Origin of the sequence: Ottowia thiooxydans (assembly GCF_040548795.1) — a bacterium.
Classification (GTDB): Bacteria; Pseudomonadota; Gammaproteobacteria; order Burkholderiales; family Burkholderiaceae_C; genus Ottowia; species Ottowia thiooxydans_A.
The window spans coordinates 372,246-387,996 of sequence record NZ_JBEPSH010000006.1 but is presented as its reverse complement, the minus strand read 5'-3'; the positions used below and the strand labels follow the sequence as shown (position 1 = coordinate 387,996).

At 61.5% G+C, this 15,751-nt stretch carries 11 protein-coding genes; 4 read left to right on the top strand and 7 right to left on the bottom strand.

Features of this window, described 5'->3' with window-relative positions; all coding sequences use genetic code 11:
- The first annotated feature begins 7 nt into the window (after positions 1–7).
- Both ABIE13_RS16490 and ABIE13_RS16485 read left to right on the top strand, forming a co-directional pair.
- Positions 8–1,429 carry an MmgE/PrpD family protein gene (locus tag ABIE13_RS16490; protein WP_354445364.1) on the top strand — a complete coding sequence of 474 codons (1,422 nt, stop codon included), beginning with the start codon at positions 8–10 and terminating at the stop codon, positions 1,427–1,429.
- The gene (locus tag ABIE13_RS16485; protein WP_354445362.1) at positions 1,426–2,430 is read left to right on the top strand and encodes a D-2-hydroxyacid dehydrogenase family protein; all 1,005 of its coding nucleotides are present in this window, start codon (positions 1,426–1,428) and stop codon (positions 2,428–2,430) included. The genes ABIE13_RS16490 and ABIE13_RS16485 overlap by 4 nt, the downstream gene beginning before the upstream one ends.
- A gap of 39 nt (positions 2,431–2,469) precedes the next feature.
- On the opposite strand, the gene ABIE13_RS16480 is transcribed toward ABIE13_RS16485, so the two are convergent.
- The 7 genes from ABIE13_RS16480 to ABIE13_RS16450 all read right to left on the bottom strand — a co-directional run bounded on the left by ABIE13_RS16480 (position 2,470) and on the right by ABIE13_RS16450 (position 13,264).
- Positions 2,470–3,099 carry a rhomboid family intramembrane serine protease gene (locus ABIE13_RS16480; protein WP_354445360.1) on the bottom strand — a complete coding sequence of 210 codons (630 nt, stop codon included), beginning with the start codon at positions 3,097–3,099 and terminating at the stop codon, positions 2,470–2,472.
- A complete protein-coding gene (locus tag ABIE13_RS16475) occupies positions 3,096–6,191 on the bottom strand; it encodes an efflux RND transporter permease subunit (protein ID WP_354445358.1) in 3,096 nt (1,031 codons plus the stop codon). Before ABIE13_RS16475 ends, ABIE13_RS16480 begins: the two co-directional genes overlap by 4 nt.
- Before the next feature lie 23 nt (positions 6,192–6,214).
- Positions 6,215–7,414, bottom strand: a complete 1,200-nt coding sequence (locus ABIE13_RS16470; RefSeq protein WP_354445356.1) for an efflux RND transporter periplasmic adaptor subunit — start codon at positions 7,412–7,414, stop codon at positions 6,215–6,217.
- 61 nt (positions 7,415–7,475) lie between these two features.
- Entirely contained in the window at positions 7,476–8,906 is a 1,431-nt protein-coding gene (locus ABIE13_RS16465; protein ID WP_354445354.1) for an efflux transporter outer membrane subunit, read from the bottom strand.
- 755 nt (positions 8,907–9,661) lie between these two features.
- Complete coding sequence (locus tag ABIE13_RS16460) at positions 9,662–10,645, bottom strand: Bug family tripartite tricarboxylate transporter substrate binding protein (RefSeq protein WP_354445352.1); 984 nt, start codon at positions 10,643–10,645, stop codon at positions 9,662–9,664.
- A gap of 58 nt (positions 10,646–10,703) precedes the next feature.
- Positions 10,704–11,891, bottom strand: coding sequence for a thiolase family protein (locus ABIE13_RS16455; protein WP_354445350.1), 1,188 nt, complete (start codon positions 11,889–11,891; stop codon positions 10,704–10,706).
- A complete protein-coding gene (locus tag ABIE13_RS16450; RefSeq protein WP_354445348.1) occupies positions 11,888–13,264 on the bottom strand; it encodes a phenylacetate--CoA ligase family protein in 1,377 nt (458 codons plus the stop codon). The genes ABIE13_RS16455 and ABIE13_RS16450 overlap by 4 nt, the downstream gene beginning before the upstream one ends.
- A 177-nt stretch (positions 13,265–13,441) precedes the next feature.
- Between ABIE13_RS16450 and ABIE13_RS16445 the strand changes: the two genes are divergently transcribed.
- Entirely contained in the window at positions 13,442–15,088 is a 1,647-nt protein-coding gene (locus tag ABIE13_RS16445; protein ID WP_354445346.1) for a PAS domain-containing sensor histidine kinase, read from the top strand.
- Positions 15,085–15,717 carry a response regulator transcription factor gene (locus ABIE13_RS16440; RefSeq protein ID WP_354445344.1) on the top strand — a complete coding sequence of 211 codons (633 nt, stop codon included), beginning with the start codon at positions 15,085–15,087 and terminating at the stop codon, positions 15,715–15,717. The genes ABIE13_RS16445 and ABIE13_RS16440 overlap by 4 nt, the downstream gene beginning before the upstream one ends.
- The last annotated feature ends 34 nt before the right edge of the window (positions 15,718–15,751 follow it).

The window sequence follows — 15,751 nt, the reverse complement described above, 5'->3', positions numbered from 1 at the left end:
GACCGCCATGGCACTGAACACCACTATCTCCGCCGACAAGAACGCGCCTCCTATCACCCGCATCCTGGCGGAGTTCGTCGCGGGTCACCCTTCCAGAGGATGGAGTGATGCGGTCGAACATGAAGCCCATCGAACGTTCATGAACTGGCTGGGATGTGCGGTGGGTGCGGCCCATCATGAGTCCACACAAGCGGCCATTCGCGCCACGCAGGTGCTCGAGCCTGCCGCGCAGGCATTGGTACTGGGCTCCAACATCCGTGTGGACATGGGCAACGCCGCGCTGATCAATGGCATCAGCTCGCACACCTTCGACTTCGATGACACCCACCTGAAGACCATCATCCACCCCGCAGGTCCTGTGTGTTCCGCTGTGCTTGCCTTGGCCGAGAAACTGGGCTCAAGTGGACGTGAAGTCATCGACGCTGTGGTCCTGGGCATCGACGTATCCTGCCGTGTAGGCAACATGATGTACCCGGAGCACTACGACCGTGGTTGGCATATTACGGGCTCGACCGGCACGCTGGGCGCCGCAGCAGCGTGCGCGCGCCTGCTGAAGCTCGATGCAGACAAGACGCAGATGGCACTGGGGATCGCTGCGTCACAGCCGGTTGGCCTCAGGGAGCAGTTCGGCACCATGACGAAACCCTTCCATCCTGGCGGAGCGGCCAAGGCCGGCCTGATGTCTGCGTTGTTGGCCAAGGAAGGCTTCACTGCCAGTCGCCGGGCGCTGGAAGCGCCGCGTGGATTTGCCCAGGTGGTTTCCACCAAGTACGCCTGGAATGAAATCACGGATGAGTTGGGCCAGCGCTTTGAGATTTCCTTCAACACTTACAAGCCGTTTGCTTGCGGCATCGTGATCCATCCCAGCATCGATGCTTGCATCCAGCTGCGCGAGCAGGGAGTGACGGCTGAAAATCTGGAGCGTCTGGATCTGCGCGTTCACTCCCTGGTGCTGGAGCTGACAGGCAAGAAAGAGCCCAAAGATGGCCTGGAGGGCAAGTTCAGCGTCTATCACGGCTGTGCGGCGGGCCTGATATTTGGCCAGGCCAGCGAGGACCAATACGCTGACGACATCGTCAATCGTGCTGACATGGTGGCCACGCGTGGCAAAGTCAATGCAGTGATCGACAACACCATCGACGAAGCCGCGGTAGATGCAACCGCGGTCCTCAAGGATGGGCGCAAGATCCATCTGCGTGTAGAGCACGCCATAGGCTCGCTGCAACGTCCGATGACGGATGCGAACCTGGAGACCAAGTTCAGCAACATGAGCGATGAGATTCTGGGTAAGGACCAGACCCGCCAACTCATGGATGCCTGCTGGTCCCTGGCCAAGGCAGGCAGTGTGGGTGAAGTCATCCAACTGGCCACCTTGCAAGGCTCGTCTTCGGGTCATACCCGTCAGCAAACCGCAGCAGCTGCTCAATGACTTTAGCCCGCCCGCGCGTGGTGGTTCTGGACGACTGGGAGGGCGCTTTGGCTGGGTTCACCGATTGGACTGCCATCAAGTCCCGCGCCGAGGTGACCATCCACAGCAAGCACCTGGAAGGACCGGACCTCATCCATGCACTGAAGGATGCCGAGTGTGTCGTGCTGTTTCGGGACCGCACGCCGTTCAACCGTGATCTGCTGGCATCGCTACCCCGCTTGCGGATGATCATCTCAACCGGCACCCGCAACCAGAAGCTGGACGTGCAAGCGGCTGCGGAGCACGGAATCGAAGTTCGGTTTACCGAGTGGGGGCCTTCAAAGGCCAGCACGTGCGAGATGACTTGGTCTCTGATTCTGGCTTGTGCCCGCCGACTTCCTCAACTGCAGATCCGAGCTGCCCAGACTGATTGGCGTCGGGCGGATGCGATGGACCACCTGCCCCAGGTGTTGGCTGGCAAGACGCTGGGCCTGATTGGCTTGGGGCAGATCGGACAACGCGTGGCTGCCGTCGGTCAGGCATTGGGCATGGAAGTGGTGACCTGGAGCCCCAACATGACACCAGCACGTGCCCAAGCTTGTGGGGTCACATCGGTACCGCTCCACGACTTGCTGCGCAAAGCCCATGTGGTGAGTCTGCACCTTGTGCCTTCCCCGGCCACACGACACGTGCTTAACGCCGAGACCTTGGCGTTGATGGGCCAACAAGCCATTCTGGTGAATACGTCGCGGGCTGAGCTGATCGACATGCCGGCGTTGGTGACGGCATTGCAACAAGGCCAGCTTGGTTTTGCTGGACTGGATGTTTTCGAGCAAGAGCCACTGCCGTTGACCCATCCATTGCGTGCGCTGGACAATGCTTTGCTGACCAGTCATTACGGCTTCATCTGCAAGGAAGTCTTGCAAACCTTCGCCACGAACGTGCAAGCTCATTTGGAAGAATGGCTTGGAGCGCCTTCAGAAGTCGGAGGCGATCAAACCGCTGGTGCCGGGTTTCAATGAACAAGCGCTCGCGGTGGGGTACGTCACCGCTTGAGCGTTTCAGCGATCTCCGGGGCGGGTCTGAATAGCGTCCGCTGCGTGGACTATCAGCGCCATCGCAGAGCCCGCAACTGCACCAGTGAGGTGCGCAGCGAAGACAACGTTGAATCCCCAACTGCTCTCGAAACCCACCGGCATGGCCCATCCGTGCTCCAGTGCCAGCTTCAGCAGCAGGCCGATGGCCATCCATTGGCCGATGCGGGATGTGGCCGATGAACTCAGTGCGCGTAATGTGAGCACAGCCGCGGCCGCGTGCACCAGGCCTGACAGACCGTAGTACCCACCGACTTCAGGCCAAAGCAGGAGCCCCAGTGTGGACAGGGGCCAGGCCAGAAGCAGGGCCAGGGCGTCGCGCGGTTGCGCTGAAACCAGCGACCCCAACACGGCCAGTAATACCAGGGCCAGGTTATTGGCCAAAGCGTGCGCAAAGACAAAATGCTCCAGCGGCGCGGTCCACAGCGTCCAGGGGGCGCTTTTCCACAGCGCCGGTTGCCAGGCCAGAAGCTGCGGCGAGACCACACCTTTGACTGCGGCTATCCAAAGGCCAGCGCTGGCCAGTACGAGCAACGTACAGGTGAGTGGCCAGGCGTTGCGATGCGTGAATGACAATGGACGCGGGTGCTCGCTCAAACCGATGCCTTGCGTTCGCCTTTCACCTTGCGGCCGATCCACTGCGCGATATCGTCAATCCAGACAAACACCGCGGGGATGACCAACAGGCTGAGGAAGGTGGAGGTGATCAGTCCGCCGATGACCGAAACTGCCATGGGCGAGCGGAAGCTGGAATCAGCAGAGCCCCATCCAATGGCCACAGGCAACATGCCCGCACCCATGGCCAATGTGGTCATGATGATGGGCCTGGCGCGCTTGTGGCAAGCGTCCATCAGCGCATCGAAACGGCTCATGGGTTCTGCGGCGGGCTGGCCATCATGCCCAGGGTGTCCACGCCGCGCCATGATGGCGTACTCGACCAGCAAGATGGAGTTTTTGGTGGCAATGCCCATCAGCATGATCAAGCCGATCAGCGAGGGCATGGACAAGCCTTTTTGTGTGATCAGCAGACCCACAAATGCACCGCCCAATGAAAGCGGAAGCGCGGCCAGGATGGTCACCGGGTGGAGCACGTGGTGGAACAAGAGTACCAGCACAATGTAGATGCAGAGCACCCCGGTCAGCATGGCCAGGCCAAAGCCCACAAACAACTCGGCCATCACCTCGGCGTCACCCACTTCCACCACGCGCACGCCGGGCGGCAGATTCTTCACAGAGGGCAGTTCCTTGGCCTTGGTCGCAATATCCCCCAAAGGCTGGCCGGACAGTTCGATCTCCATGTTCACGTTGCGTGAGCGGTCGTAGCGGCTGATGATGGCGGGCCCGCCGCTGTAGCTCAGCGTGGCCACCTGACCCAGCGGGACTGGGCCTTTGCTGCCGGGGACCGATAGGCGCGAAAGCAGGTCCAGATCCTTGCGGGCTGAATCCTCGAGCTTCACGACAATGGGCACCTGGCGCTGCGCCAGATTGAGCTTGGGCAACTGCGCGTCATAGTCGCCCAGTGTCGCCACGCGCAGTGTGTCGGCCATGGCTGCGCTGGTCACGCCAAGATCTGCCGCGCGGGCGAAATCCGGCTGCACGGCAATTTCTGGCCTGATCAAGCTGGCGGTGCTGGTGATACTGCCCAGGCCCGGCAGGCCGCGCAGATCGCGCTCCACGGCGCGGGCAGCAGAAAGCAGGGCCTGGGGTTCATCGCCTTGCAGCATCAGAATGTATTTTTCACCCGAACCACCCAGGCCCACCTTGCTACGTACGCCGGGCAGTGTGTGAATGGCTTTTCGGATTTCCCGCTCGATGACCTGCTTGCGCGGGCGCTCCCCGCGGGGGCTGAGCTGTATGGTGAGCGTGGCCTTGCGTATATCTGTGCCGCCAGGCGCGAAGGGGTCCCCCCCGGCCGAGCCGCCACCAATGGTGGTGTAGACGCTCTTGACGTGAGAGTTCTGAGCCAGCTGCAGACGCGCTTGTTCAGCCACCTGTTCGGTCTGCGAGAGCGTGCTGCCGGGCGGCAATTCCAGGTAGACCTGCGTTTGCGAATTGTCGTCCGGGGGAATGAATCCGGTAGGAAGCAGCGGAATAAGCGCGACGGAGCCAAAGAAGAAGAGGCCTGCGGCGAACATGGTCCAGTAGCGATGACGCACGCACCAACTGGCCCATTTGCCATAGATGGTGAGCCAGCGGGGATCTTTCTCTGCCGTGACGATGGGCTTGAGCATGTACGCGGCCATCATGGGCGTGAGCATGCGGGCCACCACCAGACTGGCAAATACGGCAAGCGCGGCGGTCCAGCCGAACTGCTTGAAGAACTTGCCGACGATGCCGCTCATGAACGCGGTGGGCAGGAACACCGCGATCAGGGTGAACGTGGTGGCGACCACGGCCAGGCCGATCTCGTCAGCAGCTTCCATGGCAGCCTTGTAAGGCGTTTTTCCCATGCGCAAATGGCGCACGATGTTCTCCACCTCCACGATGGCATCGTCCACCAGAATGCCGACCACCAGCGACAGGGCGAGCAACGTCACGACGTTGATCGTGAAGCCGAAGAAATACATGCCGATCAAGGCCGGCAAGATGGACATAGGCAGCGCGACGGCTGAAACAAACGTCGCTCTCATGTCGCGCAAGAAGAGCCACACCACCAGCACGGCCAGCAGCGCTCCTTCGCCCAGCATTTGCAATGAAGCGTGGTATTCCTCTTCCACCGGCGTGACGAAGTCGAAGGCCTCGGTGATGTTCAGGCCTGGGTTGGCCTGCTGCATATCCTTGAGCGCTTGGCGCACACCAGCGCCCACTTCCACTTCGCTGGCGCCACGGCTGCGAGCGACTTCAAAACCAACGACTTTCTGGCCATTCAGCCGCGCCGCGGCACGCGGTTCGGCAATGGTGTCAGAGACGGTGGCGACCTGGTCAAGCCGGATGCTGCGGCCGTCCTGCAGCGCGATGGGCATGGCGCGCAGTTCGTCGGCCGAGCCTACGGTGGCCAGTGTGCGAACCGGTTGCTCTCCTGAGCCGAGGTCAATGCGGCCACCCGCGCTCTCGAGCTGTACCTGCCGCAGCTGGCGTGAGATATCTGCTGCGGTGACACCCAGTCCCTGAAGCCGCAAAGGATCCAGCGCCACTTCAACCCGCCGTTCCACGCCGCCCACGCGGTTGACAGCGCCCACACCGCGTACTGCGAGCAGGCGCTTGGCAACGTCGTTGTCCACGAACCATGAAAGATCGGAATCGTTCATGCGCGGTGAGGACACCGTATAGGCCAGCACCGGCTGGCCCGCCAGATCGAGCTTGCTGACAATCGGGTCACGCAGATCGCTGGGCAGATCAGCCCGTACGCGGGAGATGGCCGAACGCACATCGTCCACCGCTTCCTGCACGGGTTTTTCCAGGCGGAACTCCACCATCAACGACACAGAACCGTCCTGGATGGTGGTGTAGATGTGCTTGAGCCCCTGGATGGTGGCAATGCTGTTTTCTATCTTGCGCGCCACCTCGTTTTCGAGCTGGCCGGGGGTCGCACCCGGGAGTGCCGCGATCACGTTGACCGTAGGCAGGTCCAGATCGGGGAAGTTCTGCACTTTCATGGAGTGAAAGGCAAACAGGCCGCCCAGTGTGAGCAGCACGAACAGCATCAGGGTCGGGACCGGGTTGCGGATCGACCAGGCGGAAACGTTCATTGGAATGGCTCTTTGATCTGGCGTTATTTAGCAGGAGCGCTGGCAGGGGCGCTCGCAGGTGCGCTGGCCGCAGCTATGGCGGCGGTACTGCCCGAGGCGCTAACGGCGGGCGCAGGCGCTTCGGACACCTGCACCAGATCGCCGTCGTTGAGGAAACCGGCGCCGCGCACGGCCACGGGCAGGCTGTCGTCAAGCCCTTGCTTGATCTCTATGCGGCTGTCGGCAATGCGGCCAGTCTGAACGCGTGCCAGTTGTACCCGCTGATCGGTCCCCACCCGCAGGACATGGGCGTAGCCATCGCGCATCACCACAGCTTCCTGCGGTACGGTGAGCGTTTCTCCCTGGCCCAGCTCGAAATTGCCTCGCGCAAACATGCCCGCACGCGCTGGAGAGCCGGCCGGCAGGTCCACGTAAACCAGGCCGTACCGTGTCTTGGCATCTACCGTAGGAGCCAGTTGCCGAGCCGTGCCGGTGACCTTGGCGCCGCCGGGCAGTTCGATCTGTACGCGTTGACCCGGGCGCAGGCGCGTCAAGTCTTCCGAAGTGACCTCGGCACGCCATTCGAGACGACCCCGGCGCACCAGGCGAAACAGCTCGGCACCGGAGCCGGCAACCTGTCCTACGGTGGCTGTTCTGGCCGATATCACGCCGTCATCTGGCGCTATCACCTGGGTATTGCGCAGGCGCAGGCCCTGGCTGGCCACCACGGATCGCGCGGCATCTGCGCGCGCGCGGGCCGTTTTTTCTGCGGTGAGGTACTGGTTGATTTGCTGCTGACTCAGCGCACCACTGGAGGCCACGGCACGGGCGCGCTCTGCATTGCCAGCGGCATCGGCGGCGGCGGCTTCAGCTTCTGCCAGGCTGGCTCGCGCCTGAGCCTGGTCTTGCTGTATGGGCGCGGCATCAAAGGTGGCGAGTACCTGGCCCTTTTTAACCACGTCGCCCACATTCACACGAATTTCGGACAGCCGCAGGCCGGGTACATCAGCGCCGATGATGGCCTCTTGCCAGGCGGCGATGCTGCCATTGGCGGCCAGAGCGTCCGTCATGGAGGTGCGGCGAGGCTTCTCGGCAGTGACCGTCAGCACCGCGCGCGGCGCGCTGGCTGCGGCTTGAGGTGCGTCGGCGGACTTCTGGTCACCACTGCAGGCTGCCAGGAGGCCCACCAGGGCCAGTACAAAGAGGAACTGGGGTGAATTCATGGTCTGGTCAATCGATTTCATTGATTTTTTAAAGAGGCACTGCGCCACTGATTATTTTTAAGTGAGTACATACTCTTGTGGTTTATGGCGCCTGCCAGCCGCCACCCGCGGCTCGGTACAGCGCCACCCAGGCTGCTTGCTGGTCACGACGCAGGTTTTCCAATGCCGTTTGCGCGCCCAGCAGATTTCGCCGAGCTTCTTCCAGCTGCACCAGATTGGTCATGCCCTGGCGGTAAAGCGCTTGCGTGGCGTCAAACGACTGCTGATAACCGGCCACCGCGGCCTGAGCGTCCGTCTTGCGGGCCTCGGCGTCCGCACCTTGAACCAGAGCGGTCTCCACTTCCTGAACTGCCTGCCGCAGCTTGGCCCGGTAGTTGGCCGTCGCTTCGTCGTAGCGCGCCCGGGCAGCTTGAGTACCTGCCGCAATGCGGCCACCGTCGAACAAAGGGAGATTCAGTGCCAGAGGGCCTATGGACCATACGCCGAGCCCGCCGCTGGTGCCCATGGCCTGCAGCTGCAGGCGACTGATGGAGCCACCCAGGCTCAGCGATGGCAGCCGAGCGGCTTCGGCAGAGCCGACCTCCGCGCGCGCAGCGAGAACTTCTCGCTCCGCAGCCCAGAGGTCAGGGCGTTGGCGCAGCGCCTCGGCCGGAATGGACGACACGCTGAAATTGGTGGCGTTCTGGCCAGGCTGCATAGCGGACAAAGCCACTTGGGACCGCAACCTGGGCTCATCCAGGCCTGTCAATGTGACCAACTGCTTGACCTGCACATCGCAGGCGGTCCGCTGCGCAAGTGTCCGTGCCCGCCCGTCGGCCGCACTGGCTTCTGCCAAGGCAGCGGTGGCGGGCGCTGTAAAGCCGGCATCGCGGCTGATGACAGCCAGACGCGCTGTTTCGGCGCGCGAAGCGGTGTCGTTTTCAGCAGTGGTCAAAAGCGACTGGCAAAGCCTGAGCCCATAGTAGGCGTTGGCCACGTCCGCTACCAGAGAGACCCGCGCCAGATGAGCCAGCGCGTCCGCTCCTTCCTGCCGGCGTTCGGCGGCCTCCAGCAACGAGCGCTGACGACCAAACAGGTCAATCTCCCAGCCAGCCTGCAGACCGACCTGCATGGAGGTGACGACAGGCGGTGCGGAGCCGGAACTGACAGAGCCTACGCTCTGGCTATTGCCCCGGCTGGCGTTGGCGCCCAGATCCAGCCTGGGCATGAGCGCAGCCTGATTGGAAGCGGTCTGCGCGCGCGCCTGCTCTACCCGCGCCTGGGCAGCAGCCAGGGTCGGGCTGTCAGCCAGCGCCGCTTCAACCAGCGCTGACAGGGCTGGATCTTCGCGCTCCTGCCACCAGTCCTTCAGGGCTTGCAGGCGCCCACCATGAGGAAGCGGCGCCTGCCATGCGGCGGGCACCAATTCAGCCAGAGGCGCTGGTGTGGCGGGACGAGGGCTTGCACAGCCTGCAAGCAGGGCGGTGAAGATGCCAAGTACGGCAAGCGAAAGGGCAGAGCGTGAAAAAGTCAATTGATTCAGCGGTATGAGTTATCCCGGGTATTTCATCACGACTGATGAATAGCCAGGGGAGCGAGCATATGTGTACGTCGTCCACAACACAAGCGTGGCGACAATAGGCCTAGCGGCAGAAGTGCCTAGTTTGTGGAAATTATTTGATGGGGCTACGGCTTTCCACGTGTGGGTTCATTCACTTGGAGCTTGCCGGTTTCCTACGGCGGCTGTATGACGGTAGATAGCGGAGCGAACGAACGGAGTTCTGACGCACCGCCCCCGGTTGGTCAGTCCAAGAAAAGCAAGTGTGCCGCCGGGGGTAATTCCCGGCCTCCGACCTCAGGAGAAGAACAGATGGCAATGAACAACTGCAGCGTTCAATCAACCGTCGCTTACCCTCAGGCCGCAACCGGCCGCCCCCACCCTAACCAAGAGCCTTGATAACGCGCCGACTTTTCATGTCGAAATGAATATAAGTGCCTGTGCTTTTCAGTTGAGCCTCAGATCTCTCTCCGTCATCCCCGGATGACCGCGGAGAAGAGCGACGTAAGGTTTAGATGCCTCTGCCCAAACCAACCCACAGCCTCGGGCTCTGGGGCTCAAGTCGGCAGACGCGCCTGCATCAGTCTCTCCCAGGGGGAAAGGGATCACCCGTGCGCAAGACGTTGAAAAGTGCGGAGTGCAGATAGTGCTAAAGAATTCATTCCACTCGCATCCATTGCGGCACGTTCCGTAGCCAGGGTCTCAGGCGCAACCTGAGTCAGCTCTTCTTGTCAGTTCTCAGGTTTGAAGCCGGTGGAAGCTATCAGCTTGCCCCACAATTGGGTGTCGCGAGCCATCAGTGCGCCCAGTTCTTGAGGCGTGGAAGGCGCGACTTCGTAAGATTGAACGGCCATTGCCTCTATCACATCGGGTTGCGCGAGGGCTGCACGAACCGCTGCATTGAGCCTTTGCACGGTGTCGACTGGGGTGCCTGTGGGGGCGAACAGTCCATGCCACTCCGTGAATGCCAATTCCGCAAAGCCCTGCTCGCCTAAAGTCGGTGTTTTGGGAAAGAAGCGGCTGCGGCTCGCACCAGTAGTCACCAGTAGGCGGGAACGGTCTCCTTTTAAGTGCGGTGTAAGTTCGCCCAGAGGTGCTACCACCGCTGGTACCTGCCCGCCGATCATGTCCTGAATCGCCAATTGGCTGCCGCGATAGGGCACGTGGCGCATGTCGGTCTTCGCTGCACGGGCCAGGAGGTCGCCGATGAAGTTCATTGTGGAGGCAGGAGCAGCAGTACCGTAGTTCGCCTGAGCAGGATGGGCTCGGAACCAGGCCATCAGCTCAGGCACAGTGGTGACGCTGGCTGGAACAGAAGGCCCAACGGCGACACCAAAACCGAACTCCACCACTCTCGACACCGGCATGAGGTCGGTGACGGGGTCGTAGGGAAGCTTTTTGTAAGTGTGCGGGTAGATGGCCAGAATGGACATGGGCGTGAGGAGCAACGATGTGCCGTCTGCGGGGGCACTTTTGACCGCAGAGACAGCGATCTGTCCGCCTGCTCCAGGGCGGTTGTCCACCACGACCGTCTTCGCGTAGCCCGGGCGCAGCTTGTCAGCAATGCGGCGAGCCACCAGATCAATCCCGCCCCCGGCCGGAAAACCGACCACGATCTTGGCCACGTCAATGCCTTGGGCAAACGCTGACATAGGGTGAGCGATCAGCGGCGCAGCGGCTGCGCCAAGGATGAGGTCGCGGCGAGTAAGGGTCATGTTGGCTTCTCCGGTGGTAAGCGTTGGTTTACGAAGGTCGCAAAGATGAGGGGATCGATCAGTCGACCCGCAACACCAGGGCTGCACCGGTGTCGCCAGCTGCGCAGCCAGTGAATATGCCAATGCCCCCCCCCGCCTCACGCAGCGCCCAGGCGAGTTCGATGATTCCACGTAGGCCGGTTGGCCCTTGGGGGTGGCCATAGATCAGACTGCAGCCGTAGGGGTTCATCTGTTCCAGCGAAAACCCGGTCTGACGGGCAAACCAGATGTCGTTGACAGCAAAAGGGTTGTGGGTGACCACGAACTTGACGTCAGAGATGGAAAGACCGGCCAGGGCCAGTGCGTTTTGTGCGGCGGTTGTGGCCGCCTTTGGCATTTCAGCGGCGCTTGCGCGCGCCTGACCTATTGCGAGCAGTCGCACAACCCCTTGCCCGGCCGATAAGGAAGTGGCGCGGCGCACATCACATACCAGCGCACCGGCACACCCGTCGGCTGGATGGGTCTGGCCACCAAACGTGACAACACCACCTGGAAGCACCGGATGCAACGCGGCCAGGCTTTCGGCGCTGTACGCATGTAAGCCTTCATCGGCGTCTAGGTTCAAACTCTTGCGCCCCTGGGCAAAGCGTACCGGCACCATGTATTGGCGCTGGAACCGACGGTCATCGGCCAGGGCGCGTTGGTATTGGTGCCAGCGTAAAAGTGTCAGGTCATCAAGCTCGGTGCGGCTCATGGCACCGTCGCGCGCCGTGGTTTCTGCCGTGGCTATCATTGCCTTGCCTGTATTTGGGTCGGCTGCGAAGTTGTCCAACACCCAGTGTTCGATTTGGGGCGCGCCACCCTGGCCAGTGGTTTTCGGGTAAACCAGGAGCGGTCCGTTGCTGGTGCGGTCGCTCACTACGAGCAGGGGCATGGCTTGAGCGTCCATTTCCACTGAGCACGCCCCGTGAGCTAAACCCACGACCGAGGTAGCACAAGCCTGAGCGATGAGGGGACCGCTGATGCCAGGCATGCCCAGGCGAGCAGCCAGCCAGGGCGCAGCGTAGAAGGACTTGGGCTGCGGCACGGTCATGCCCAGCACCAGACGGTCCACCATGCCAAGGTCAACGCCTCTGGTCTGTAGCGCATCTGCTGTGACGCTGTGGGCGAGGTCTATGCTGTCGAGATCTGCCAAGCGTCCTTGCCAACGCACAAAGGGAGAGGACCACAGATGGGGCAGGCTGATCGCAGCTCGTTCGAATTTCATGGCACAGGGTGTTGGGTTTCGGTGAGATCGCGTACCGCGAGCAAAGATGTTTTGTAGGCGCTCTTCGGCAGCGTGCCGGGCGGCAGCACGTGCACGGTGACACGTACCTGAAGCTGGGCCCTGACTTCGTCCTCAATGGCGAGCCCCAGTTGTTGTGCTTGCGGCAGATTCAATGGGGTAGAGGCTTCGACGTCCATCGCAATGGGGTGGTCAAAACGGACCTGGTCGGCCTGCTCCTTCCACAGCCGCAGCATCGGCTCTATCTGGCCGGTAAAACGCTGCGCCACCAAGTCGCGAATCGCTGTGGGGAACACATTCATGCCCTTGTAGATGAGCATGTCGTCGGTGCGACCGATGCAGCGAATTCGCGGACTGGTTCGGCCACAGGCGCAGCGCGTACCCACTACCAGCGCGTGGTCGCGCGAGCGGTAGCGCACCACCGGCGTGGCGTCACGGGCAAAGGCGGTGTACACAATCTCGCCGGTATCGCCTTCACGCCAAGGCTTTTGTTCTCCGGTAGAAGGATCAATCAGTTCGATGGCCACGTAACGCTGAGCATTGAAGTGCATGCCATCCTCAGCCTCGCACTCAGACCACATGCTCGAGATGACGTCGCCCAAGCCCATGGTTTCGCGCAGATGCGCAATACCCAGGCCGTCGGTTATGCGGTTGCGGATTTCGGGTTGATTCAAGCCTGGCTCGCCGCCGCACATAACCAGCCGCAACGCCGAAGGGATTCCCATCTGAGCCCCTACCTCGTCCCACTGGTCAGCCAGGTGGAGTCCAAACGAGGTGGTTGCCAGCAGCGCGCTCACGCGCAAGCGGCGCATTTCTCGCAGGATGCGCTCGGTCGGGAACCCGCCTAACCAGCACAGCATGGCACCCACACGCCTGAAACCGTCTGCATAGGGCAGACCGCCGGCTACCATAGGCAGACCCACCAGGTGAGCCACTACATCACCAGGACGCAGGCCGGCGGTGAACCATGTGTGGGCGATGGCGTCGGTAAAGCGCTCCACATCGGCCTGGGTCAGGCCGTAGTACAGCGGCTGGCCTGTGGTGCCTGACGAGCTGATGCACTGCACGATATTGGCGGTGTCCGCAGCCTGGTTGCGCCCCAGGGGTTCGGTTTCGCTGGCTGCATCTTGCGCCTGGCGGATGTCTGACTTGAAGGTAAAGGGCAGCTTCTGAAGATCGAACAACGTGCGCAGTTGCAGATCGGCCGGAAGCTTGCTATGCAGCTCTGTGTACATGGAAGAGCGTTGGCGCAAACCCGGTAAAGCCTGAGCGATTTGACTCATCTGCCAACGCTCCACTGCGTCCCAGGACTGGGTCTCTAGCTCTTCGTTCCAATACTTCTTCAGGTCCGACATGGGCATAGTGTTGATAAGGTTCGGACTACTGTAGTTAGTCGAGGGTGATGTGGGCATTGGGAACGATTCCCTAGTGCATAAGCAAACTACGTATTGCACTGCAGCATTGGACGTTCCAAGGAGGGGTTGGTGTAAGCTGTCGACGCCCTGTTCCCGGGTGATTTGCTTCGGATCTACATGAGACCAGCGCCCGCAAAACGAAGTTCTGACGCAGTTGCCTTGGTCGCATCGGCAGGTCCCAATGAGCCATGGCGTACGGTGCTGGGCAACACCATCGTGGGGATTGCTACCCTCCAAAACCGGCGGTTCATCTGGGCCAACGCCCGGATGACCGAGATGCTTGGCTACTTGCCTGGCGAGCTCGACGGCCAGTCAGTGCGATGCCTCTATGTCTCGCAGGCCGAGTACGAGGAGGTGGGCCAGTCCTATGCCCAGTTCATGCAGCACGCTTTCTACACCCACGAACATGCCCAGGTTCGTAAGGATGGCGGCCAGATTTGGTGCCGCATTTCCGGGCGGGTGGTGGACTCCGGCCAGCCCGATGCAGTGTCCGTCTGGGTCGTACAGGACCTCAGTGACAAAAAACGAGCGGAAGATGAGCTGCGTCGCGTCAACCAGCAATTGGAGCAAACCGTGCTGCAACGCACCCAGCACCTGCGCCGCAGCAATGAGACTCTGCGCGAGGCGCAGGTGTTGTCTGCCGAAGCTTTGGACAAGTACCGCACGCTTTTCAGTCACCTCCCGTTGGGCGTACTGGTGACTAACGCTGCTGGCGATGTGGTGGAGACCAATCGCACCCTTGAGCAAACGCTGGGAGCGCCGTCGCAGGTGGTCCTGCAAACCTTGCTGGACGATCCTGTTCGTGTCCGGTGGCCCGACGGCAAACTCTCATCGCTGGCCGACATCGTGCGCCGCCTGCACCATGGCAGCGTAACGCAGCCACAGTGTTTTGAACTGCGCTGGTATGCCGGGGCAGGAAACAATGGTGCCGACTGGCGGGACATTGCAGGTGTGGCGATGGCCTTGTCCACCCAAGGGCTGGGTGCAGTAATTACCTTGTCTGATGTCACAGAGCAGCGGCTCTCGCGTGAACGCGAGCACCGCCAGCAGCAGGAACTTGCTCACGCTGCCCGCCTTTCGTTGGTCGGACAAATGAACTCGGCACTTGCGCACGAGTTGGGCCAGCCGCTCAATGCCTGCCAGAGTTACCTCACCGGCATAAGACACCGATTGGCGCCAGAGCTGGCGCAACGACCCGATATCGCGAGAGCGTTGGACAAGGCCATGGCGCACCTGGATCAAGCGGGGCAGATCATTAGCAATGTACGCGGTTTTGTGTCACACCACGAACCTGCGCTGCAGGCGGTGGATATGGAGCAGCTGTTGCACGCTACGCTGGGTCTCCTGGAACTACCTCTGCGCCAAGCACAGGTGCAGGTGCGGACGCGGCTACGTGGACGCCCAATACCGCCCGCGCGCTGCCACCCGGTGGAGATACAGCAGGTGCTGGTTAACCTGGTCATGAACGCCGTCGAAGCCCTGCAAGGGTTCGATGGTGGGCCGCGTCAAATTGACATCAGCGTGTCGCGTAGCGCCTCGGGGCGGCTCAACTGCGCAGTCGCTGACAACGGCCCAGGAGTGCCGGCCGAGTTGCTCAAGCACCTGTTTGACCCTTACGTGAGCACAAAGTCACACGGCCTGGGCATGGGGCTGAGGATCAGTTGCACTCTGGTCGAGTCGCATGGCGGCACCCTGCGCCACGCCCGGCGCCCAGGCGGAGGCGCTCGTTTTTCTTTCAGCTTGCCAGAGGCCACAAACCCATGAGCACAGTGGACTCGGACGTGTTGGTATTTCTGGTCGATGACGACCAGGGTGTGACTGATGGGTTAGGCTGGCTGCTGGAGTCAGTCAAGATACGTACCAGCGCATTTGCCTCGCCGCAGGCGTTTTTGTTGGCAGTCCGCCAGCATGGGGGAGCGGCATGTGCTGTGGTCGATCTGCGCATGCCCGAGATGAGCGGGCTCGAACTACAGCAACACCTGGTCGAAATCGATTGCGACATGCCTCTGATATTTCTGACTGCACATGGCGACGTCTCGGCTGCGGTCCATGCCATGCGGATGGGCGCGGTGGACTTTGTACAAAAGCCGTTCAACCCGGAACGGTTTCTATCCAGCGTACGAAAGGCTATGAGAGAAGCCGGCGTGCGCTTTGCTCGACGCCAGCAAGCGCTGCTGCTGCAAGCACGCTTGGCCAGCCTGTCGCCGCGAGAAACTGGCGTGCTTCAAGCCATGCTGTCCGGACACACCAGCAAGGAAATTGCGCGTACCCTCAGCATCAGCCCCAAGACAGTGGATGTGCACCGCGCCAATATTGTGCGCAAGCTAAATGCTACTAACAGTGCCCAGGTCATACGCGAACTGTCTGGCTGTAGCTTGCCGTCCGCCAGTTGATTTCTGGGGTTTGGATCGGCAGGCGCGCCCGCAT